Origin of the sequence: Hydrogenophaga sp. IBVHS1, from assembly GCF_002127265.1 — a bacterium.
Lineage (GTDB): Bacteria > Pseudomonadota > Gammaproteobacteria > Burkholderiales > Burkholderiaceae_C > Hydrogenophaga.
In genome coordinates, this window is sequence record NZ_NFUU01000003.1 from 438,651 (window position 1) to 460,772 (window position 22,122).

General features: G+C 65.6%; 19 protein-coding genes. 15 read left to right on the plus strand and 4 right to left on the minus strand.

Features of this window, described 5'->3' with window-relative positions; genetic code table 11:
• Both CAP37_RS19950 and CAP37_RS19955 read left to right on the plus strand, forming a co-directional pair.
• Positions 1–1,311, plus strand: a complete 1,311-nt coding sequence (locus CAP37_RS19950) for an FAD-binding oxidoreductase (protein WP_086127150.1) — start codon at positions 1–3, stop codon at positions 1,309–1,311.
• Positions 1,312–1,478: 167 nt separating this feature from the next.
• Positions 1,479–1,817: a hypothetical protein gene (locus CAP37_RS19955; protein WP_086126354.1), complete on the plus strand. Its 339-nt coding sequence runs from the start codon at positions 1,479–1,481 to the stop codon at positions 1,815–1,817.
• 605 nt (positions 1,818–2,422) lie between these two features.
• On the opposite strand, the gene CAP37_RS19965 is transcribed toward CAP37_RS19955, so the two are convergent.
• Positions 2,423–3,916, minus strand: a complete 1,494-nt coding sequence (locus CAP37_RS19965) for a PLP-dependent aminotransferase family protein (RefSeq protein WP_086126360.1) — start codon at positions 3,914–3,916, stop codon at positions 2,423–2,425.
• An 89-nt stretch (positions 3,917–4,005) separates the two neighbouring features.
• Between CAP37_RS19965 and CAP37_RS19970 the strand changes: the two genes are divergently transcribed.
• From CAP37_RS19970 to CAP37_RS21780, 8 genes are all read left to right on the plus strand, one after another.
• Positions 4,006–4,812, plus strand: a complete 807-nt coding sequence (locus CAP37_RS19970; RefSeq protein ID WP_086126363.1) for a gamma-glutamyl-gamma-aminobutyrate hydrolase family protein — start codon at positions 4,006–4,008, stop codon at positions 4,810–4,812.
• Positions 4,813–4,845: 33 nt separating this feature from the next.
• Positions 4,846–6,219: a glutamine synthetase family protein gene (locus CAP37_RS19975; RefSeq protein WP_086126365.1), complete on the plus strand. Its 1,374-nt coding sequence runs from the start codon at positions 4,846–4,848 to the stop codon at positions 6,217–6,219.
• Between the two features lie 24 nt (positions 6,220–6,243).
• Entirely contained in the window at positions 6,244–7,683 is a 1,440-nt protein-coding gene (locus CAP37_RS19980; RefSeq protein WP_086126367.1) for an aspartate aminotransferase family protein, read from the plus strand.
• 149 nt (positions 7,684–7,832) lie between these two features.
• Positions 7,833–9,011 (plus strand): extracellular solute-binding protein, encoded by a 1,179-nt coding sequence (locus CAP37_RS19985; RefSeq protein ID WP_086127153.1) that lies wholly within the window; start codon positions 7,833–7,835, stop codon positions 9,009–9,011.
• A gap of 102 nt (positions 9,012–9,113) precedes the next feature.
• Positions 9,114–10,211, plus strand: coding sequence for an ABC transporter ATP-binding protein (locus CAP37_RS19990; RefSeq protein ID WP_086126369.1), 1,098 nt, complete (start codon positions 9,114–9,116; stop codon positions 10,209–10,211).
• 2 nt (positions 10,212–10,213) lie between these two features.
• On the plus strand, positions 10,214–11,131 hold the full coding sequence (locus CAP37_RS19995; RefSeq protein WP_086126371.1) for an ABC transporter permease: 918 nt from the start codon (positions 10,214–10,216) through the stop codon (positions 11,129–11,131).
• Positions 11,128–11,964, plus strand: a complete 837-nt coding sequence (locus CAP37_RS20000) for an ABC transporter permease (RefSeq protein WP_086126373.1) — start codon at positions 11,128–11,130, stop codon at positions 11,962–11,964. The genes CAP37_RS19995 and CAP37_RS20000 overlap by 4 nt, the downstream gene beginning before the upstream one ends.
• 72 nt (positions 11,965–12,036) lie before the next feature.
• The gene (locus CAP37_RS21780) at positions 12,037–12,201 is read left to right on the plus strand and encodes a hypothetical protein (protein WP_179190298.1); all 165 of its coding nucleotides are present in this window, start codon (positions 12,037–12,039) and stop codon (positions 12,199–12,201) included.
• Here the strand turns inward: CAP37_RS21780 and CAP37_RS20005 are convergent.
• A complete protein-coding gene (locus CAP37_RS20005; protein WP_256927067.1) occupies positions 12,185–13,018 on the minus strand; it encodes a Fic family protein in 834 nt (277 codons plus the stop codon). The two genes, CAP37_RS21780 and CAP37_RS20005, sit on opposite strands and share 17 nt — an antisense overlap.
• Positions 13,019–13,041: 23 nt before the next feature.
• Here CAP37_RS20005 and CAP37_RS20010 point away from each other — a divergent pair, with 23 nt between their 5' ends.
• Genes CAP37_RS20010 through CAP37_RS20025 form a run of 4 tightly spaced genes read left to right on the plus strand, consistent with a single transcriptional unit; the run spans position 13,042 to position 17,958 of the window.
• Positions 13,042–14,532 (plus strand): aldehyde dehydrogenase, encoded by a 1,491-nt coding sequence (locus tag CAP37_RS20010; RefSeq protein WP_086126379.1) that lies wholly within the window; start codon positions 13,042–13,044, stop codon positions 14,530–14,532.
• Positions 14,533–14,542: 10 nt separating this feature from the next.
• Entirely contained in the window at positions 14,543–15,850 is a 1,308-nt protein-coding gene (gene gabT / locus CAP37_RS20015) for a 4-aminobutyrate--2-oxoglutarate transaminase (protein WP_086126381.1), read from the plus strand.
• Positions 15,847–17,199 (plus strand): type III glutamate--ammonia ligase, encoded by a 1,353-nt coding sequence (locus CAP37_RS20020; RefSeq protein ID WP_086126384.1) that lies wholly within the window; start codon positions 15,847–15,849, stop codon positions 17,197–17,199. The genes gabT and CAP37_RS20020 overlap by 4 nt, the downstream gene beginning before the upstream one ends.
• Positions 17,200–17,208: 9 nt before the next feature.
• Positions 17,209–17,958, plus strand: a complete 750-nt coding sequence (locus CAP37_RS20025) for a hypothetical protein (RefSeq protein ID WP_086126387.1) — start codon at positions 17,209–17,211, stop codon at positions 17,956–17,958.
• Here the strand turns inward: CAP37_RS20025 and CAP37_RS20030 are convergent.
• Both CAP37_RS20030 and CAP37_RS20035 read right to left on the minus strand, forming a co-directional pair.
• Positions 17,948–18,718 (minus strand): class II aldolase/adducin family protein, encoded by a 771-nt coding sequence (locus CAP37_RS20030; protein WP_086126390.1) that lies wholly within the window; start codon positions 18,716–18,718, stop codon positions 17,948–17,950. The genes CAP37_RS20025 and CAP37_RS20030 overlap by 11 nt on opposite strands.
• Before the next feature lie 100 nt (positions 18,719–18,818).
• Positions 18,819–21,050, minus strand: a complete 2,232-nt coding sequence (locus CAP37_RS20035; RefSeq protein ID WP_143435993.1) for a hypothetical protein — start codon at positions 21,048–21,050, stop codon at positions 18,819–18,821.
• Between the two features lie 112 nt (positions 21,051–21,162).
• Between CAP37_RS20035 and CAP37_RS20040 the strand changes: the two genes are divergently transcribed.
• Entirely contained in the window at positions 21,163–22,053 is an 891-nt protein-coding gene (locus tag CAP37_RS20040) for a helix-turn-helix transcriptional regulator (RefSeq protein WP_086126396.1), read from the plus strand.
• Positions 22,054–22,122 lie beyond the last annotated feature (69 nt).

Sequence of the window (22,122 nt, forward strand, 5' to 3'; positions counted from 1 at the left end):
GTGTTCGCGACTTCGCTGGTGGGTTCAGACACGCAGCTCAACCAGAAGAGCTACTACGAGGCCAGCGTGCAACGGCCGGAGACGCAGCCGCCGCTGCAGGAAACGCTGGACGCCGATGCAGTGGTGATTGGCGCGGGCTTTGCCGGCCTGAGCGCGGCACTGGAACTGGCCCGGCGCGGTCTCTCGGTGGTCGTGCTGGAGGCCGACCGCATCGGCAGCGGGGCCAGCGGACGCAATGGCGGCCAGGCCATCGTGGGTTACGCCAGCGGACAGACTCCGTTCGAGCAACAGCTCGGCGCGGCCGATGCGCAGCGCGCCTGGGACATGTCGCTCGAAGCGATCGACCTGATCGACGCACGCATCGCCGAACACGGTATCGACTGCGATCGCGTCAACGGCTATGTGTACGTGGCCGACTCGGCGCGCAAGGCGCTCCAGTTGCACGAGGAAATGGAAGGCCTGAAGCGGCGCGGCATTGCAGTGGACTGGGCCGAGGGCGCGGACTTGCCGCGCCTGATCAACAGCCCGCGCTACGTGGCCGCCGCGCGCGAGCAGCGATCCGGCCACCTGCACCCGCTCAAGTACGCGCTGGGGCTGGCGCGTGCCGCGCAGGCAGCGGGCGTGCGCATCTTCGAGCACTCACCGGTGACCGGTCTGCAACGTGGCGCCACGTTCGTGGCCAACACGCCCCAAGGCCAGGTGAAAGCGCGCTTTGGTGTGCTGGCCGGCAACTGCATGCTGCCCGAATACGGTCCGCGCGTGGCGCCCGAGGTGGCGCCGCGCATCATGCCGGTGGGCACCTACATCGTGGCCACCGCACCGCTCGATCCCGAACTCTGCGCGCGCCTGATCCCGCGCAACGCAGCGGTGTGCGACAACAACTTCGTGCTCGACTACTTCCGGTTCAGCGCCGATCACCGCATGCTCTTCGGCGGGCGCGTGAGCTACACCACCCGCACGCCAGCCAACCTGGAAGCCGTGATGCGCCAGCGCATGGGCGAGGTGTTTCCCGCGCTGCGCGAAGTGCCCACCGAATACGTGTGGGGGGGGTTCGTCGACATCAGCATGAACCGCGCACCCGACTTCGGCCGGCTGGGCGACAACCTCTATTACCTGCAAGGCTTCAGCGGCCATGGTGTGGCGCTCACCGGCCTGGCCGGGCAGCTGGTCGCCGAAGCCGTGGCCGGGCAGGCCGGACGTTTCGATGTGTACGCCCGCCTGAAGCACCGCCGCTTTCCCGGCGGCCCGCTGCTGCGCACACCCAGCCTGGCGCTGGGGATGCTGTGGCACCGGATGCGGGACGTGCTGTAGGGCGGTCAACGGCGTGGGAATACACATCCGAAAGTCAATCTCGAATTTGTAGAACACGGATGGTTCTAGATGCTTGGGTAGCGGTGATCAGTGCTGCCGCCGCACTGCGGGTGTGATATTGCTTCGGCTAGGATGTCGCAGATCGGCCAGAAGCGGACATTGGGCAAATGCAAATACGCAACCAACTATCTCAACTTGAAAGCGAATGGCTAGCGGAGTTGCTTGCTGAGTCGAAGCGGGATCTGGTATTTCTCTTCAACATTGAAGCTGGAGATTTTGGCGGTCCTAAGAACTTGCCTGAGCGTGATCGGTTGATGCAGGTGGAGCGCATGATTCGGGCGCTCTTAAACTCCGGTTGCGTAGTTGGCTACGGCGATCCAAAAAAGTCCACTTGGAGCGCTGTGCCAGGGCTAGAGGTGGCTCATGTCGACCTTCCTGAGGCGATCATGAAACTGAGGCGACTGGAGCCGGAACAATACAAGTTCCTGACACTCACGTGCACTTGACTTGCACACCTTAGGTCAGCTTTGGGTCCGGAGGAGACGTCCGTCCACCAGCGCTAGCACCTAAGGACTGACGAACTCTTCTTCTGGCGGCCTAGATCTCGTTTGAGGCCTGGCACGCACCTATTTTCAGTTTGACGAAGTGCGACACGACAAGCCAGTGCACTGCAGCTGCAGGAAGCAATAGCGCGAGTAAGGCGTACGTCATCGCGTAATTCTTGTCTTGGAAGAGGTTGGCAATTGTCCAGGCGCATAGGTACAAAGGAATCGTCAGGACCAAAGTCTCCACGAAACTCACACATTTGATGTCGCTCATCAATCGGATGTCGCAGTGCCCACAACTCAAGGCCGATTGAAAATAGGCTCGAAGAGAACGGGCACCACAAACTGGGCAGGTAAGCATCTTCAAGATGACACCTTTTGGCGTTCAAGCAGTGCCGAACGTCTGCTTCTGGCCGATCTGCCACATCCTAGCCGAGGTCAAAACCGCAACGTCTTGCCAAGCAGTGTTCAGCGCTTGCGAGCTACACACCTGACCAGGAAGCGGTCTACCTGCCTTCGCAACAACCGGCACCAAGACCTCGGTCGGTCGCGCGAGTTCGTGAACTTCAGCTGACGCCCAGCGCTTGCCGCACAGCCGCCGCAATCAAGGGCCCGCAGCGCTCGATATCCGCCAGCGGCGCGTACCCGTAGCCGATCACCAGACCGCTCAAGTCACTGCGCGCAAGGCAGTAGGCCGACAGCGGCCGCACCGTGAGGCCTTGCTGCGCGAGGCGCTGCGCCAGCGCGTGGTCGTTCACGTCGGGCGGCAGGCGCAGACACAGGTGCAGGCCCTGTTCCGCGCCGCTGATGCTGGGGCCTTCGGGGGTGTCGCGCAGCACGGGTTTGAGCGCTTCCAGCAGGCACTGGCGGCGCTCGCCGTAGTTCTGGCGTGCGCGGCGCAGTGCACTGGCGAAGTGGCCCATCTCGATGAACTCGGCGAGCGCGGCCTGCACCGGCATCTGGCCCGGGCGGTTCAGGTCGTAGTGGGCCTGCTTGAACGCGGCCACGAGTGGCTTGGGCACCACGAGGTAGCCGATCTTCAGCCCCGGGTAGAGCACCTTGGAGAAGGTGCCCATGTAGAACACGCGGCCATCTGTATCGAGGCCTTCGAGGCTGGAGATCGGCGGGCCGCTGAAGCGGTACTCGCTGTCGTAGTCGTCTTCGAGCACCCAGGCGTCGTGCGCGCGGGCGGTGGCCAGCAGCTGGTGGCGCCGGGGCAGCGACATCACGGCGCCGGTGGGGTACTGGTGCGATGGCGTCACATAGATCAGGCGCGGCGGCTTCGCGTTGTCGGCCGTGCTCGGGTTGATGCCCTGCTCGTCCACCGCCACCGGGTGCAGCGACAGGCCGGTGGCCATGAAGGCTTTGACCGCACCCCAGTAGGCCGGGTCTTCCACCCACACGGTGTCGCCGTGATCGGCCAGCAGGCGGGCGCAGAGCTCGAGCGACTGCTGGGTGCCGGTGGTGATGACGACCTGGTCGGCCTCCAGGTGCACGCTGCGAAACACGCGCAAATAGTCGGCCACGGCCCGGCGCAGAGGTGCGTAGCCGCCGGAGTCGTTGTAGTCGAGCATGTCCGGGTAGGTCATGCGCCAATGCTTGTTCTGCAGGCGCTGCCAGAGCGTGACCGGGAAGGCGCTGAAGTCGGCGATGCCGGGTGTGAAGGGCTGCACCTCCAGTTCGGTGGCGCAGTAGGTGGTGGCCAGCGCCTGGCCGCGCGTTGACAGGCGCCGGGCCTGCGGGCTGGCTGCCTGGCCACCGCTGCTGCGGGCCGTGCGTCCCGGCGTGGCGCGTGGCACGTTGTCGTTGACATAGGTGCCGCTGCCTACGCGGCTGGCGAGGTAGCCCTCCACGCTGAGCTGGTTGATGGCGGCCACCACGGTGTTGCGGGAAAGGTCGAGATCTTGCGAGAGGTCCCGGCTGGAAGGCAGGCGCTCCCCCGCGCCGAGCTTGCCGTCGAGCATGGCGCGGCGGAGCGCCTCGTAGAGCTGCCGGTGCAGGGGCAGGGCTCCCTGTGCGCCGAGTCGGCTCATTTCGGCCAGGAGAAATTCGGAGAGCATGGGGAAGTGGCACCAGATGGTGGGTCGAATTGGCTCTCATTGTGATCCAATTGGCCCTCCACAATGAAGGCCATTGTCTGGAGTCATTCATGAACAAGCCGCCGCCTTGCATGGTCTGGCTGCCTGCGGATCACCGCCTGATGGGCGATCACGGGCATCAGATGCCCTTTTTGCTGCTGGGTGACAAATACGCCCGCGCGGTGAAGGTGGGGGCCCAGGCCCAGCCCGTGATGTTCCCGCTGGCCGACACGGGCCAGATCAGCGAGCTGCTCGCGCTGGTCGACGGGGTGATGCTGACCGGCTCGCCTTCCAACGTGCATCCCTCCCATTTCGATGAAGACGTGGCCGATCCCAGCCTGCCGCTGGATGCCGACCGCGATCTGCTGACGCTCGCCCTCGTGAAGGCCTGCGTGCACGAAGGCATCCCCTTGCTGGGCATCTGCCGCGGGTTCCAGGAAATCAACGTGGCGCTAGGCGGCACGCTGCACCAGCGGGTGCACGATGTGCCCGGCCTGATGGACCACCGCGAGCCCAAGACCGCGCCGCCCGACGAGCAGTACGCGCCGCGCCACAGCATCCGGCTGGTGCCGGGCAGCGTGTTCGAGGAATGGGCCGGTGGCCCCGAGGCCGAGGTGAATTCGCTGCACGGCCAGGGCATCAACCGGCTGGCGCCCGGGCTGGAGGCGCTGGCACACGCGCCCGATGGCGTGGTGGAGGCCTTTGGCGTGCGCGGCGCGCGCACGTTTGCCTACGCGGTGCAGTTCCATCCCGAATGGCGCTGCTGGGAAACGCCGTTTTATGCCGCGATTTTTGAAGCCTTCGGGCGCGCCTGCCGCCAGCGCACCAGCCAGCGCCTGCAGGCGGCCGACCTCGCCCGCAGCGTTGTGCAGCCCTGACATCCACCCCCCTACCCACACCGGAGACGGCACATGACAGCCCCCCCCAAGAAGACGATGAACTTCAACGACCTGGAGAACTGGCTCAACCAGCACCGGGTGACCGAGGTCGAGTGCCTGGTGCCCGACCTGACCGGCGTGGCGCGCGGCAAGATCCTGCCGCGCGAGAAGTTCACCGAGGACCGGGGGATGCGCCTGCCGCAGGCGATTGTGGCCATGGGCGTGACGGGCGAGTTTCCCGAGAGCGGGCCGTACTACGACGTGATCGAGCCGACCGACCGCGACATGCAGCTGCGCCCGGACCCGACCACGGTGCGCATCGTGCCCTGGGCCACCGACCCCACGGCGCAGGTGATCCACGACTGCTTCGACCACTCAGGCAAGCTGGTGCCCTTTGCGCCGCGCAGCGTGCTGCGCCATGTGTGCGAGCTGTTTGATGCCGAGGGCCTCGATCCCGTGGTGGCACCCGAGCTGGAGTTCTACCTGACGGCGCGCAACACCGACCCGAACACACTGCTGAAGCCGCCCATCGGCCGCAGCGGCCGCGCCGAGACCTCGCGCCAGGCCTACAGCATCGACGCGGTGAACGAGTTCGACCCGCTGTTCGAGGAGATCTACGACTACTGCGACAAGATGCAGCTCAACGTGGACACGCTGATCCACGAGGTGGGCGCGGGGCAGATGGAAATCAACTTCTTCCACGCCCACCCGCTGGGCCTGGCCGACGAGGTGTTCTTCTTCAAGCGCACGGTGCGCGAAGCCGCGCTGCGGCACGACATGTACGCCACCTTCATGGCCAAGCCCATTGCGGGCGAGCCGGGCTCGGCCATGCACGTGCACCAGAGCATCCTGGACAAGGCCACCGGCAAGAACATCTTCAGCAACGAAGACGGCACGCCGTCCGAATCGTTCTACCACTACATCGGCGGCATGCAGCGCTACATTCCGGCGGCCATGGTGCTGGTGGCGCCGTACGTGAACAGCTACCGCCGCCTTTCGCGCCACACCGCCGCGCCCATCAACATCGAATGGGGCCATGACAACCGCACGGTGGGCATTCGCTCGCCGATCTCCAGCCCTGCTGCGCGTCGGGTGGAGAACCGCGTGATCGGCGCCGACGCCAACCCCTACGTGGCCATGGCCATGACGCTGGCCTGCGGCTACCTGGGCCTGAAGAACAAGATCAAGCCCAAGCCCGAGATGAAGGGCGATGCCTACCTGGCGCCGTACTCGCTGCCGCGCAGCCTGGGCGAGGCGCTCGACTGGCTGCGCCGCGAACCCGACCTGCACGAGGTGCTGGGCAAGGAGTTCATCACCATCTACACCGAGATCAAGGAGCTGGAGTTCGACGAGTTCATGAAGGTGATCTCGCCCTGGGAACGCGAGCACCTCCTTCTGCATGTCTGAACACGCCATTCAAGTACGCACGCCATGAACACCTCCACCCTCATCGCTCCCCCCGCTCTGGTGCGCCGCGCCGAGCAGCACGACACCAAGGCCATCCAGGCGCTCGACAGCGCGCACTACCTGCACCCGTTCACCGACCACGGCGACCTGGCGACGCGCGGGGCTCGCGTGATCACACGGGCCGACAACATCTATGTGTGGGATTCGGAAGGCAAGCAGATCCTGGACGGCATGAGCGGTCTGTGGTGCGTGAACGCGGGCTACGGGCGCAAGGAGCTGGCCGACGCCGCCTACCAGCAGATGATGACGCTGCCGTTCTACAACAGCTTCTTCCAGACCACCAACGTGCCGGCGGTTCAGCTGGCCGCCAAGCTCGCGCAGATCGCGCCGAAGGTCGGCGGCAGAAAGTTCGAGCACGTGTTCTTCAGCTCCAGCGGCAGCGAGAGCAACGACACCAACGTGCGCATGGTGCGCCGCTACTGGGACCTCTTGGGCCAGCCGCAGCGCAAGGTGATCATCAGCCGGAACAACGCCTACCACGGCAGCACCATGGCCGGCGCCTCGCTGGGTGGCATGAGCGGCATGCACGCGCAGGGCGACCTGCCGATTCCCGACATCACGCACATCGAGCAGCCCTACTACTACGAACACGCGCAGCCGGGCGAAACCCCAGCGGCGTTCGGCGTGCGCGCTGCGCGCTGGCTGGAAGAAAAAATCCTCGCGGTGGGCGCCGGGCGGGTGGCCGCTTTCATTGCCGAGCCTGTGCAGGGCGCGGGTGGCGTGATCATTCCGCCCGAGACCTACTGGCCCGAGATCCAGCGCATCGTGGACAAGCACGGCATCCTGCTGATTTCGGACGAAGTCATCTGCGCCTTCGGCCGGCTGGGCCACTGGTTCGCCTACGAGAAGTTCGGCATGCGGCCCGATCTGGTGACCTTCGCCAAAGGCGTGACCAGCGGCTACATCCCCCTGGGCGGCGTGATGGTGGGCGACCGCGTGGCGAAGGTGCTGGTGGAGAAGGGCGGCGAGTTCAACCACGGCTACACCTACAGCGGCCACCCGGTGGCCTGCGCGGTGGCGCTGGCCAACATCGAACTCATGGAGCGGGAGAACCTGGTGGGCCGCGTGAAGGACGACACCGGCCCGTACCTCGCCGAGCGTTTCACCGAGCTGGCCGCCCACCCGCTCGTGGGCGCGGCCGAGACCTGCGGCTTCGTGGCCGGCCTGGTGCTGGTGAAGAACAAGGCCAGGCGCGAGATGTTCGACGAGGCACTGGGCGTGGGCATGAAGTGCCGCGCCCACTGTTTCAAGAACGGCCTGATCATGCGCGCCGTGGGCGACCGCATGATCATTGCGCCGCCGCTGGTGATGACCCGGGCTCAGATCGACGAGATGATGGAACTGATCCGGCGCTGCCTGGACGCCACCCTGGAGGAATTGCGCGCAGCAGGCCAGCTGGCTTGAATAGAATGGCCGCTGCAGCGCTCCGCCGGTCGCTTTTTCGTCCGCGCGTGCCCGCATTGGGTCTGAAAATTGCTAGTCTTGCGCATGCGTTTTCAGCCCCACCCGGTTGAGTTCAAACGGTCATTAACTTCCTTGGAGTGAGCAACACCATGAAAAAGCACGTCTTGGTTCTCGCGATGTCAGCCGTCCTGCTGGCCGCTTGCGGAAAGAAAGAAGAGCCGGCTTCCGCACCCGCCGCGCCAGCGCCGGTGGCCGCAGCCCCGGCCGCTCCCGCGCCGCCTCCCGGCCCGGTGATGGACGATGAAAAAGTCCTGAACGTCTACAACTGGCCCGACTACATCACCGAGACCCTGGTCGCCGACTTCGAGAAGGAATACGGCATCAAGGTGAACTACGACACCTTCGAGAACAACGAAGCGCTGCACGCCAAGCTGGTGGCCGGCAACTCGGGCTACGACATCGTGATCCCCACCGCCGGCTTCGCCAAGAAGCAGATTGATGGCGGGCTCTACCAGCCGATCGACAAGAGCAAGATCCCGAACTACGCCAACCTCGACACCGACTTCATGGCCAAGATCGCTGGCGTGGACCCGGAGAACAAGCACCTGGTGCCTTGGGCCTGGGGCTTCACCACCGTGGGCATCAACAAGCAGAAGGTTGAAAAGGCGCTGGGTGGCATGCCCATGCCTGAAAACGCCTGGGACCTCGTGTTCAAGCCTGAGTACTCCAGCAAGCTGCGTTCGTGCGGCATCGCCTACCTCGATTCGCCCAGCGAAATCCTGCCGGTGGCGCTGCACTACGTGGGCAAGCCGCCCTACAGCGAGAACCCGGAAGACTTCAAGCTCGCCGGTGAAATGCTGAAGAAGGTGCGCAAGGACGTGCGCCTGTTCTCCAGCACCATGATCGACGACATCGCTGGTGGCAAGGCCTGCGCGTTCATCGGCTGGTCGGGCGACATCAACATCGCTGGCGACCGCGTGAAGGAAACCGGCGGCAAGGACGAGATCATCCCGCTGCTGCCCACCGGCGGTGGCCTGGTGTTCATCGACACCATGGCAATCCCCAAGGATGCCAAGCACCCGAACAACGCGCACCTGTTCATGGACTTCTACCTTCGCGCGGCCAACGGCGCGGCCATGGCCAACGAGCTGAACTACCCCACCGGCAACAAGGCAGCGCTCGCCGACATCAAGGACGAAGTCAAGGGCAACAAGACCATCTTCCTGAGCCCGGAAGACACCGCTCGCCTGATCCCCACCGGCGGCTTCTCCAACGAGGCCTCGGGCGTGCTCAACGAGACCTACAACGCGTTCAAGCGCGGCAAGTAAGCAACGCATCCGATACCGATCGGGCGCACCAAGGGCTGTTCTTCCTCCGGGTCGAACAGCCCTTTTCATTGGGCAGGTGAAGCAAGAGAAACGGACTTCAAGATGGCAGATACATCGGGTTTCCTGGTGACCGAAAAACTGGTCAAACGGTTCGATGAGGCGGTGGCGGTGGACGAGGTGTCGCTCTCCATCGGCAAGGGCGAGATCTTTGCCTTGCTGGGCAGTTCGGGCTGCGGCAAATCGACCCTGCTGCGCATGCTGGCGGGCTTCGAGAAGCCCACATCGGGCCGCATCCTGCTCGGCGGGCAGGACGTGGCGGCCATGCCGCCCTACGAGCGGCCAGTGAACATGATGTTCCAGTCGTACGCGCTGTTCCCGCACCTCAACATCTGGGAGAACGTGGCCTTCGGGCTCAAGCGCGAAGGCCTTCCGAAAGCCGAAGTCCAGCAGCGCACGGATGAAATGCTCGGCCTCGTGCAGCTTACGCCGTACGCCCAGCGCAAGCCCCACCAGCTCTCGGGTGGGCAGCAGCAGCGCGTGGCGCTGGCGCGCAGCCTGGCCAAGCGACCCAAGATGTTGCTGCTCGACGAACCGCTGGGCGCGCTCGACAAGAAGCTGCGCGAGCAAACGCAATTCGAGCTGGTGAACATCATCGAGAAGGTGGGCGTGACGGTGGTGATGGTGACGCACGATCAGGAAGAGGCCATGACGATGGCCAGCCGCATCGCCATCATGAGCAAGGGCCGCGTGCTGCAGGTGGGCACGCCGGAGGAAATCTACGAGCACCCCACCAACCGCTTCGTCGCCGACTTCATCGGCAACGTCAACCTGTTCGAGGGCAAGTTGAGCGTGGACGAAGCCGACCGCTGCGCGGCATCCACGCCCATCGGCGAGATCCACGTGGGCCATGGCGTGAGCGGCACGCTGAACATGCCGGTGGCGATTGCCGTGCGGCCCGAGAAGCTGGAGATCAGCAAACAGCGGCCACCCGCCGATGCCGGCCCGAACGTGTTCACCGGCAAGGTCAAGGAAATCGCGTACTTCGGCTCGTACAACACCTACATCGTGGTGGCCAGCGACGGCTCCAAGGTGAAGATCACCGAAGCCAACACCTCGCGTCACGACCTGTCCGACATCACCTGGGAAGACAACGTGTTCTTCTGGTGGAGCGACAGCGCTGGCGTGGTGCTGAGGGATTGATCATGGCCGCACCCATTCCCATCCCCGGCAAACGCTTCGTCATCGGTGTGCCCTATGTGTGGCTGCTGGTGTTCTTCTTCCTGCCGTTTCTCATCCTGCTCTACATCAGCTTCGTGGACATGGGCGGCGACATCAGCCCGTTCAAGCCGATCTGGGATCCGGTCACCGGCATCCTGAGTCTGAAGTACGAGAACTACCTGGCGATCTTCCGGGTGGCCGAGGGCGAACCCTGGTTCCGCACGCTCTACATCGACGCCTACGTGCGATCGATCTTTTACGCGCTGTGCACCGCGGTGCTCTGCCTGGCCATCGGTTACCCGTTCGCCTACTTCATCGCCCGCTCGCCGGCCAGCGTGCGCCCCGCGCTGCTGCTCATGGTGATGCTGCCGTTCTGGACTTCGTTCCTGCTGCGCGTGTACGCCTGGAAGGGCATCCTGGCCGATCAGGGCGTGCTCAACCGGCTGATGATGTCCATCGGGTTGATCAACGAGCCCATTCCCATGCTGTACACCAATGTGTCCATGTTGATCGGCATGACGTATGTGTACCTGCCGTTCATGGTGCTGCCGCTTTACGCGAACCTGGTGAAGATGGACTTTCGCCTGCTCGAGGCCGCCTACGACCTGGGCACCACACCGTTCAAGGCGTTCTGGCTGGTCACCGTGCCGCTGTCCAAGGCCGGCATCATCGCCGGCTTCATGCTGGTGTTCATCCCCTGCGTGGGCGAGTTCGTGATTCCCTCGCTGCTGGGCGGGCCGGAGAACCTGATGATCGGGCGCGTGGTGTGGGACGAGATGTTCACCGCCAACGACTGGCCACGCGCCACCGCGCTCGCCGTGGTGATGATCGCGATCATCGTGATCCCGCTGGCGTTCTACTACCGCTCGGCCAGTGAACGCGCAGAAGGAGGCAAGGCATGAAACCCTTCCTGGAAAAACACTTCGGCAAGGCGTGGCTCGCGCTGGTGTTCGCCTTCCTGTACCTGCCGCTGCTGTTCATGATCGTGTTCTCGTTCAACAGCACCCGGCAGGACGCGCGCTTCACCGGCTTCTCCCTGCGCTGGTACGAGGCGCTCACGCGCGACACCAAGATCGTCGAAGGCTTCTGGCTCTCGCTCAAGGTGGCCACCATCACCGGCCTGCTCTCGGCCGTGCTCGCCACCTTTGCAGCCTTCGTGCTGGTGCGCTACCGGCGCTTCCTGGGCCGCACTATCTTCAGCGGCATGGTGAACGCGCCGCTGGTGATGCCCGAGGTGATCATCGGCCTGTCGCTGCTGCTGCTGGCGGTGGGTGCGCAGAACCTGTTCGGCTGGCCGCAGCGCGGCATGCTCACCATCATTCTCGGCCACACGCTGCTCGGCATGGCGTACGGCATGGTGGTGATCCAGTCGCGCCTGCTGGAGATGGACCGCTCCATTGAAGAAGCCGCCATGGACCTCGGCGCAAGGCCGCACCAGGTGTTCTTTCTCATCACGCTGCCCAACATCTTCCAGGCCCTGCTGGCGGCCTTTCTGCTCGCCTTCACGCTGTCGTTCGACGACGTGGTGATCTCCGAATTCCTCTCCGGCCCGGGCGTGAACACGCTGCCGCAGGTGATCTTCGGCTACGCCCGGCGCGGCATCAACCCCACCATCTACGCCGCGGCCACGCTGCTGATCGTGACGGTGACGATCGTGATCGTGAGCTACGCCATCTGGGTGGCGCGGGCGACGCGCAAACGCGAGCGCGAGATTGCGGCGGCGGCGAAGAGTTGACAGGGTGAGCCCGTTCGGGGTGCAAAACCCGACAGTTTCGGTAAAATTCGATACTCACACCCCGGACGCAGCATGAACAAGACCACAGCCCAACATCGCAAAATGCCAAGCCAGAAGGCGGTGTTGCGGGCGGTGGCCAGCTCCACCGCCGTGGAGACTGGCCGTAGCGTCGAGCAACTGGAGCAGCGGTTGCAGCAACCGACCGGGCGTTTCCCTCACATCAAGCTGGCCCGCTGAGGCTCGCGTCACCAGCGGCCATGGCCTCGGCCACAAACTGGCGCATGGGGCCGTAGTCCCCCGAGAACCCCGCGTGGATGGCGCCGATGTAAGCCGCCTTTTGCTGCTCCCAACTGCTGTAGTCCAATGGCTCGTGGCCGGCTTGCACAGCCATGACATCGGCGAGCAAGCGAGACAAGCGTCCATTGCCTTCGCGGAACGGGTGAATCACGATCAGTTCCACATGGGTGACTGCAATCGCATTCACCATTTCGTCGGGCGCAAGATTTCCGCATGGCGTCCACGGCCTCAAGAATTTCCGCTCAAATTCATCCAGCAAGCCCGGTAGCAGCCTGGCGGCGGCGAACTGGAAGCCACCCTTGCCCAGGTTGACCGAACGAGTCAGCCCCGCCCAGGGATACACATTGCCCAGCCACAGGTGGTGCCAGTGTTTGAGGTCCGCCACCGTCAGAGCGCGGTCCTGCAGATTCTGAAGCAGCACCTCGTCATACAGTTCGCCCAGCAGCCGCAGTTCCAGCTCATCCATGTCGTCAGGCGAGGTGATACCCACAAAGTTGCGCAACACCTGCTCGTTCGAGCCGGGTTCGAATTCGCCCTCGGCCCCGGCGATCTGGTAGCGGTTGTTCATTGGCAGTGAGGAGGTGGCTAGGTTCTGGCGATGCGACTGTGCGTTGAATCTTTTTTGAGTATCGCCGCTTGTGGGCCTCCGTTTTGCTTGGATCGAGCGCGTGAAAACCCCGACTGGATCGATGCCGGCTGGATAAAGTGGCTTTGGAACGGGCAATGCTTCGGGCGTAGCATGAGGCCACTTGTTCATCCCCTACGCTCGGGACCACCAGCATGACCACCCTCTCGCCCCAGGCCTCATCCCTCACCTTCGACGGCCGCGCCTTCATCAACGGCGAGCGCATTGCCGCGCGCGACGGCCAGACCTTTGACTGTCTCTCGCCGGTGGACGGCCGGTTGTTGACGGCGGTGGCGCGTTGCGGGGAAGCGGATATCGACGCCGCCGTGATGGCCGCACGTGCCGCCTTCGAGGACCACCGCTGGAGCGGCATGGCGCCAGCGCAGCGCAAGCGGGTGATGATCAAGTTTGCCGAGCAGCTCATTGCCCACGCCGATGAGCTGGCACTGACCGAGACGCTGGACATGGGCAAGCCTATCCGGTACGCCAAGAGTGTGGACGTGAACAGCGCGGCCAACTGCATTCGCTGGTATGGCGAGGCGGTGGACAAGGTGTACGACGAGATCGCGCCCACGGGCCGCAACGCGCTGGCGCTGATCACGCGCGAGCCGGTGGGTGTGGTGGGCGTGATCGTGCCTTGGAACTACCCCATGATCATGGCGGCGTGGAAGATCGCGCCGGCGCTGGCGGCTGGCAACTCGGTGGTGTTGAAGCCGAGCGAAAAGAGCCCGCTGACCGCGCTGCGCCTGGCCGAGCTGGCGCTGGCCGCCGGCATTCCGCCTGGCGTGTTCAACGTGGTGCCGGGCTATGGCCCCGAGGCGGGCTCACCGCTGGCGCTGCACATGGACGTGGACTGCATCGCCTTCACGGGTTCTACGCGCGTGGGCAAGCAGATTCACGTGATGGCCGGGCAGAGCAACCTGAAGCGCGCCTGGACCGAGCTGGGCGGCAAGTCGCCCAACATCGTGTTCGCCGATTGCCCCGATCTGGACAAGGCGGTGGAAGCCGCAGTGGGCAGCATCTTCTTCAACCAGGGCGAGAGCTGCAACGCGCCTTCGCGCCTGTTCGTGGAGGCGTCGATCAAGGACGCTTTTCTGGAAAAGGCGCTCAAGCTGGTGCCGCAGTACCAGCCGGGTAACCCGCTGGACAAAGGCACGGTGATGGGCGCCATCGTCGACCAGGTACAGAAGGACAACGTGATGCGCTACATCGGCCTGGGCAAGAGCGAAGGCGCGACGCTGCTGGCCGGTGGTGAATCGACGGAGCCGGTGAAGGGGGGGCACTACGTTCTGCCCACCATCTTCGACGGCGTGACGCCGCAGATGACGATTGCGCGCGAAGAGATTTTTGGCCCGGTGCTCTCGGTGCTGTCGTTCACCGATGCGGCCGACGTGGTGAAGCAGGCCAACAGCAGCGTGTATGGCCTGCAGGCGGCGGTGTGGACGCGCGACATCAACAAGGCGCATGGTGTGGCGCGTGCGCTGCGGGCCGGTACGGTGCATGTGAACCAGTACGACGAAGACGACATCACCGTGCCTTTCGGTGGCTTCAAGCAGAGCGGCGTGGGGCGCGACAAGTCGCTGCACGCGTTTGACAAGTACACCGAGACGAAAACAACCTGGATCCGGATTGACAGTCCTGTTTAAGGAGACCGACATGAACGCACCGCAAAAGTCCGAGCAACTGAACGCACCGCACACCAACGCCGCCTGGCACGCGCGCCGGCTCGCCGCTACGCCGCGGGGTGTGGGCGTGATGGGTGATTTCTTCATCGAGCGGGCGAAGAACGCGGAGTTCTGGGACATCGAGGGCCGCCGCTTCATCGACTTCGCGGGCGGCATCGCGGTGCTCAACACCGGCCACGTGCACCCCAGGGTGCAGGCCGCCATCGCGGCGCAATTGCAGCGCTTCACGCACAGCTGCTACCAGGTGGTGCCGTACACCGAATACGTGGCGCTGGCCGAGCGCATCAACGAGCTGGTGCCGATCGACGGGCCGGTGAAGACGGCGTTTTTCTCCACCGGTGCGGAGGCGATCGAGAACGCGATGAAGATCGCGCGCAGCAGCACTGGTCGCAGCGGCGTCATCGCCTTCGGTGGTGCGTTCCACGGTCGCAGCATGTTCTCGGTGGCGCTCACTGGCAAGGTGCAGCCCTACAAAGCGGGCTTCGGCCCGTTCCCGCCCGAGATCTACCACGTGCCGTTTCCCTGCCATTGCAGTTCGCTCGACGACACGAAGCGCGCCATGGAGCAGCTCTTCAAGTGCGACATCGAGCCCTCGCGCGTGGCGGCCATTGTGTTCGAGCCGGTGCAGGGCGAAGGTGGTTTCAATGTGATCCAGCCAGCGGCCGTGAAGTGGCTGCGCGAGCTGTGCGACCAGCACGGCATTCTGCTGGTGGCGGACGAGGTGCAAACCGGCTTTGCGCGCACGGGGAAGATGTTTGCGCTGGAGCATTTCGGCGTGAGCCCCGACCTGATGACCATGGCCAAGAGCATGGCCGGCGGCACCACGCTCTCGGCCGTGAGCGGCAAGGCCGCCATCATGGACGGCCCTGCGCCGGGCGGCCTGGGCGGCACCTATGCGGGCAACCCGCTGGCCATTGCGGCGTCGCACGCGGTGCTGGACGTGATGCTGGAAGAGAAGTTGCCCGAGCGCGCGCAGCTGCTGGGCGATCGCCTCATCGCCCACCTGAACGCGGCCAAGGCCAAATACCACCGCATCGGCGACGTGCGCGGCCTGGGCGCCATGGTGGCCTGCGAGTTCAACGACCCCACCACCGGCTCGCCCGATGCCGACATCACCAAGCGTGTGCAGGCAGCGGCCCTCAAGCGCGGCCTGCTGCTGCTGACCTGCGGCGTCTACGCCAATGTGATCCGTTTCCTGTTCCCGCTGACGATCGAGGACGCGGTGTTCGACGAGGCGCTGACGGTGCTGGACGCGGCCATGGCCGAGGTGCTGGCTTGAGCCGGGCGCCGCTGCTGGAGGAGCGCATCGCCGCGCTGCGCGCGCAGGGCATTCATTCGGTGCTTGCCACTTTCACCGATCTGCTGGGCGTGCCCAAAGGCAAGCTGGTGCCGCTCTCGGGTCTGGCGGGCGCTGTGGAGCACGGTGCGGGGTTTTCCGGGCCCAGCATTGCGGGCACCGGACTGCCTCGCATGGGCGCGCGCAGCGAGTACATGGGGCGTGTGCGGCCCGAGAGTCTGCGCCCGCTGCCCTTCATGCCGGGCGTGGCGCATGCGGTGTGCGATGGCTTTGCCGGTGGCGAACCGCTGGACACCTGCCCGCGCCAGGTGCTGCTACGCCAGGTGGCGCGCCTGAAGGCGCTGGGCTGGACGCTGTGGGTCGGCATCGAGCCCGAGTTCTTTCTGCTGCGGCGCGAGGCACAAGAGAATGGGCACGGTCGCTGGCGGGTGGCCGACGCGGATGACCGGCTGGCCAAACCTTCGTACGACCTGTCGGCCATCGGCCGCAACTTCGGCTTTCTCGACGCCATGCGCCAGACGCTGGACGCACTGGGCTTCGAGCTCCAGCAGACGGACCACGAGGACGCGAGTGGCCAGTACGAGATCAACTACCGGCACGACGACGCGCTGGCTGCGGCCGACCGCTACCAGCTCTTCAAACTCGCCACGCAGACAGTGGCGCAGCAGCACGGGCTGGTGTTCTCCACCATGCCCAAGCCGCTGGCGCATGCGCCGGGCAGTGGCCTGCACTTTCACCTGAGCCTCACCGACGCGAACGACAGGCCGCTGATGGCCGACTCTTCAGGCACGCTCGGCCTGAGCCAGATCGGCCAGCAGTTTGCCGCTGGCTTGCTCCACCACGCCGATGCGCTGGCCGCCCTGTGCGCGCCCACCGTGAACAGCTACAAGCGCCTGGCGGCAAGCGCCAGCGCTTCAGGCACCACCTGGTCGCCGGTGTGGAAAGCCGTCGGCGACAACAACCGCACCTGCCTCGTGCGCACCGTGGCCGGGCGTCTCGAATGGCGCCTGCCCGATCCCTCGTGCAACGTCTACGCCGCCATCGCGGCCACGCTGGCCGCCGGGCTTTCGGGCATCGAGCAAGCGCTGCCGATGCCGACACCGTGCGAGCACGACTTGTACGAGCGCCATGCGCGCGGTGAAACCATGCCGCCCCGGCTTCCACGCGACCTGCATGCCGCGCTCGATGCGCTGCAGGGCGATGCTGCCCTGCGCGAAGCGATTGGCGCGGGTTTTTGCGAACAGTTCCTGACCCTCAAGCGCGCCGAATGGGACAGCTGGAGCCAGCAGGTCGGCGACTGGGAATTGGACCGCTACGCCGACGCTGGATAATCGGCCCCGTTGAACCCGCCCAACTCCGCCCTCAAGACCTGGACCAAGACCGCCGATCGGCCCCTGCGCAGCCTGCGCAAGTCGATGAGCATCTGGCTGTTCGCCCATTTCGTGGGCGTGCCGGTGCCTTGGCGCGCGGTGCGCCAGACCGATGGTGTGGCGCTGCTCGCCTACGAGCATGAGAGGCTGCGCGCACTGGCGGCGGCCGATGAACACGTGCCGCCCGTGCTGGCCTTCGATGGCCAGGCGCTCACCACGGGCGATGTGGGTGACACGCTGGACCACCAGTTGCACCGCCTGCCCGAGACCGAGTGGCTTACGCTGATGTGCGCTGCCAGCGCCGACCTGGCGGCCTTTCACGCGCGTGGGCAGTGGCACGGCGGCGCGCAGATCCGCAACATCACCTGGGACGGTGAGCGCTTCGCCCGGCTCGATTTCGAGGAACGCCTGCAACCCGGCATGGCACTGGCCACCGTGCAGGTCTACGACATGCTGCAGTTGCTGCTGTCGCTGGCGCGCTACCTGCAGCCGCTGGGGCCGGGCGCGGTGCAGGCCGTGCTGCAGGCCTACGACGACGCGGCGCCCGAGGGGCACGCCCTGCGCGCCTACATCGCCCACTTGCTGCCGCGCCTGCAGCGGGTGTCGCGGCTGGCAGCGTGGTCAACCCGGCTCGACGGTTCGCGCGAACTGGTGCGGTTGCGGACGGTGCTTGAAGGCATGGCCGCCTTCGTGAACCCGAGCCAGCAGCTCAGGTCCTGAAACCCGGATCCAGCCGCTCGGCCTTGCGAAGCAGCGCGGGCCAGGCCAGCTGGGCGCCCTGACCCGCGGTGGCCACGCGCATCACGTCGGCCATGCCCGCGATGATGGCGGGGTTCACCTGAGTGAGCTCGCCACCACCGGCCTGTGCGTCGATCTGGATGCGGCAGGTGTTCTCCAGCGTGTACATGTGCAGGAACGCATCGGCAATGGTGCGGCCCAAGGTGAGCATGCCGTGGTTGCGCAGCACGAGGTAGTTGGCGCTGCCCAGATCGGCCTGCAGCCGCACCTTTTCTTCGGTCCGCAGCGCAACGCCTTCGTAGTCGTGGTACGCCAGCGAATGCAGCACAAAGGTGCTCTGCTGGCTGATGGGGAGGATGCCGGCCTTCTGCGCGCTCACGCCCACCCCCGCACGGGTGTGCGTGTGCAGCACACAACCGGCTTCGGGCCGCGCCTCGTGTACCGCGCTGTGGATCACGAAGCCGGCCGGGTTCACGGGGAAGGGCGAGTCGTGCAGCTTGTTGCAGGCCATGTCGACCTTGACCAGGCTGCTTGCCGTGATCTCGTCGAACATGAGGCCGTAGGGGTTGATGAGGAACTGGTGCTCACCGCCAGTCACGCTGTCGGGCAGCTTGGCGCTGATGTGGGTGAAGACCAGATCGCTCCAGCCGTAGGCCGCCACCAGCCGGTAGCAGGCGGCGAGGTCGCAGCGCAGCGCCCATTCTTCGGCGCTGACCACTTCTCTGAGGGACGGGATGTGCATGGTGTGTCTCCTGTGCCGCGTGGGGCCAGGGTGGCGGGCGGCTGGCACCAATGTAGGCGCAAGCCGCGAGCTTGTGTTGTCGCTGCGAGGACAGCGCGACCTATGGCACGCGTGTGAGCGTCCAGTTGCCGCCGGGCACGTTGCCCGCGCCACTGTGCGTGCCCGACATGGTCTGGCCACCTGGGGCGATGGTGCCGGTGAAGGTGGCCTGGCCGCTCAGGTTGAAGCCCAGGCCAAACTGGATCTGGCTGCCATTGATCGTTCCCTGGGCCTGTCCGGTTTGGCCGAAGGCGGCTCCGGAGCCCAGCACCTGGTTGCCGCAGAAGCGCAGCTGCGCGGTGAGACCGGATGTGAACGGGCCACCGGTGGCGGTGCCCGACCAGTTGACCAGCGGGCAAGGCACGGCCGCGCCGATCTCCAGAGGAAACACGCCCAGGCCGGGGAACCGTGTTTCGACGAAGGCGTGGAACTCACTCACCGACCCCGGGCCGGGCGCCACGAAGGGAAACACGAACTCGGTGGCGCCCACGGCGGCGGTCTGGCTGGCGATGTCCACCGTGGTTCCGCCGGTGCGGCGCACCAGCAGCACACGTTGCACGTTGTACGGACCGACGCCAGGCCCGAAGTTCACGGTGTCGGGTGTCAGGTTGACGCGGAAGTCGATCGCTTCGCCGCTGACGAAGTCCGCATTGTTCGAACTCACGGTGCCCTTGGGCGTTGAAGCGAGCGGCAGGCTCTGCTGCACGGCCACGGCCGATGCCACGGCGGGAAGTCCGAGCAGGTTCAGCACGCTGTCGAGGTCGCTGGCCAGTCCCGCGTTGAATTCGAGGCTGACCTTGTAGTCGGAGACGTAGGCGGTGTCGAGGATCTGCGCCGTCTGCAGCGCCAGACTGGTAGCCAGCTTGGCGCCCACCTTGGCCTGCACCGCGCTGAACTGCAGCGACTGGAGGAATGGGTTGCCAATGGCCAGTTCAACGAACGCAAAGCCGTCGAGCGAAGGCTCCAGCCGCAGGTCGCCCAGGCTGGGTGCGTTGAACGTGGGTGTGGTGGTGTTGGTGAAGTTGTTGATCTCTGCGTTGAAGCCGCAGGCAACGCTGGCCGGGCACACCAGGCCGGCCTGTGCGAGGGCGCGGGTGGTGTTGGCCACGCCGATGCCGATGTCGGCCACCGCGACCCGGCCACCGATCTCGAAGCCGAAGCCCACGGGCAAGACCCCACCGACAAAGAAGGAGATCGCACCTCCCACTGGAAGCTTGAAGGAGAACACGCGGGTCTTGCAGGTCACCTTGCCTTCGAACGCAGCGGTCGCGGTGATCGAGCCCCTCAGATCGACCTGAGGTTCCGCCAGCAACACCACGCGCTGCTCACCCTCGCCCAGGCTCAGGTCGAGCGAAGGCTTGATCGCCAGCGAGAACACAGGCGGTGCCGACATGGTGATGGGCAAGGGAACTTCGGGGGACGTACCCGTGAAGCTGGTTTCGCAGCCTTCGTTGAAGGCGAACGTGCCCACGGGCGTGGCGGCCTGCGGCTGCAGCCTGCCGGCCGGCGGCGCAAGCGGCGCGGCGCGTGGCGTGAACACGAAGCGGTCGCCGGTTTGCGCCACGGCGTAAGCCGCAGCGATGTCGGGCGCCAGATCGGCCAGGCTGGGCACCGTTTCCAGTCGCTCTTCGATGCGCAGCCCGGGCAGCAGCTCGGTGAGCGGCACCAGCACGAACGTGACCTCGAAGCCATCGGGCACGGGCTGCACGGCCTGCACCTCGCCCGCCACAGCGCGCGAACCGGTGCTGAAGAAGCGCTCCCCCACCACAGGGGCCACGCGCGCCGCCAGCGTGACGCGGTAGGTGTTGGTGTCACTGGGCGCGGCCGTGGGGTCGGTGTCCACCGGGTTGCTCAGCACATCCACATCGTCCACCAGCCTCACGCCGGGCGCGGGCGCCGCCACCAGGCCGAGCAGCGGCGCCGAGCGCACGCCTTCGGCCGTGGCCACGATCTGCGCCGAGCCGCTGGCGGACGCCGCGCGCACCAGACCGTTGCCGTCCACTGCCAACGCAGCGGTGCGCGAGGACGACCAGCTGATGGCCCGATCGATGCGCTCACCGCGGGCGTTGAACGCGATGGCCTGGAGTTGCCGCGTCTGGCCGGTGGTGCCCAGCAGCAGTCCGGTCTGCACGATTTCCACGCGCGCCACGCTGTCCTGGCCGGTGTCACCGGCGTCGCCGCCGCCACCACACGAGGCGATGAGACCGAGTGCGCACACCACAATCCACCAGCGGGCGCGCCGCCAGCACGACATGAAAACGAAATGGACAGGGTGTTGAAGTGCAGCGTTCATGCGGGCTCCGGCGGCGTGGGGTTTTTGTTGGCGGCACCCGGTTTTTGCCACTATCCTGAAAAAAGCGACATGCCCAAATTGGGCAGACGCCTCTTCACCCCAGGGAGTTGCGATGCAGATTCGCCTGCTCGATCACGCCGATGTGCGCGCCTGTCTGGAGCGCTGGCCGCTGCCGGGCGTGGAGAGCGAGCTGGCGCTTCGTGTGGTCTCGCGTGGTGTGGCCGAACACCGCTTGCGCGGCGCGCTGATCCGCGATCCCGCCACGGGGCAGGTGTTGGGTTATGGGGTGTCGGGTTTTTCGCGCAGCGCCTTCACCGAGCGCATGCTCGAAGGCGAAGCGCCGCTGGTGGCGAGCCATCTGCATGCCGAAGCGGCGGGCACGCAGATTTACCTGAGGCCTGATGAGCTGAGCGCCGCGCAGCGCCAGGGCGACCTGCAGCTGGTGGTGCTGGCGTATCAGCAGCACACCTTTGCGGTGGAAGACCCGCGCTCACACGAGCTGCTGGATGCCGGCCACGCCGCTTACCGCCTGCTTCACGAAGGCTATGCGCTGCGCGGCGTGTGGCAGGAAGGGCACGAGAGCGATGCGCCCTGGATGCATGCGGGAGGCTATCTGTCCAAACGCCGCTATGCACCCACGGCGCAGGGCCAGCGTGTGCTCTACGGCACGCTGCGGCACGAGATCGGTCCGTCCTGGCCGAGCCACACGGTGAGCTTTCTGTTTCGAGAGCACACGCACCGCCTGCACCTGAGTCGCATGCAGCGCCGCGTGGCCGAGCTCGCGTTGTGGCACCTGAGCGATGAACAGGTGGCGCAGCGCCTGTCGATTTCCACCGCCACGGTGCGCCGGCATTGGCGCGGGATTTTCGAGCGCCTGGAAGACAGCCATGCGCACCTGATGGATGCGCACGCTTCGGCCGAGCCCGGGCTGCGGCGCGGCCCGGAGAAGCGGGGACGCGTGCTGGAGTTCCTGCGGGTCAATCTGCACGAGGTGCGGCCCTGAACAGGACACGCCAAAGGCGGAACGGTGGGAGAATCGCAGGCTGCCCGGTACCCTCCACGCCGGGCTTCT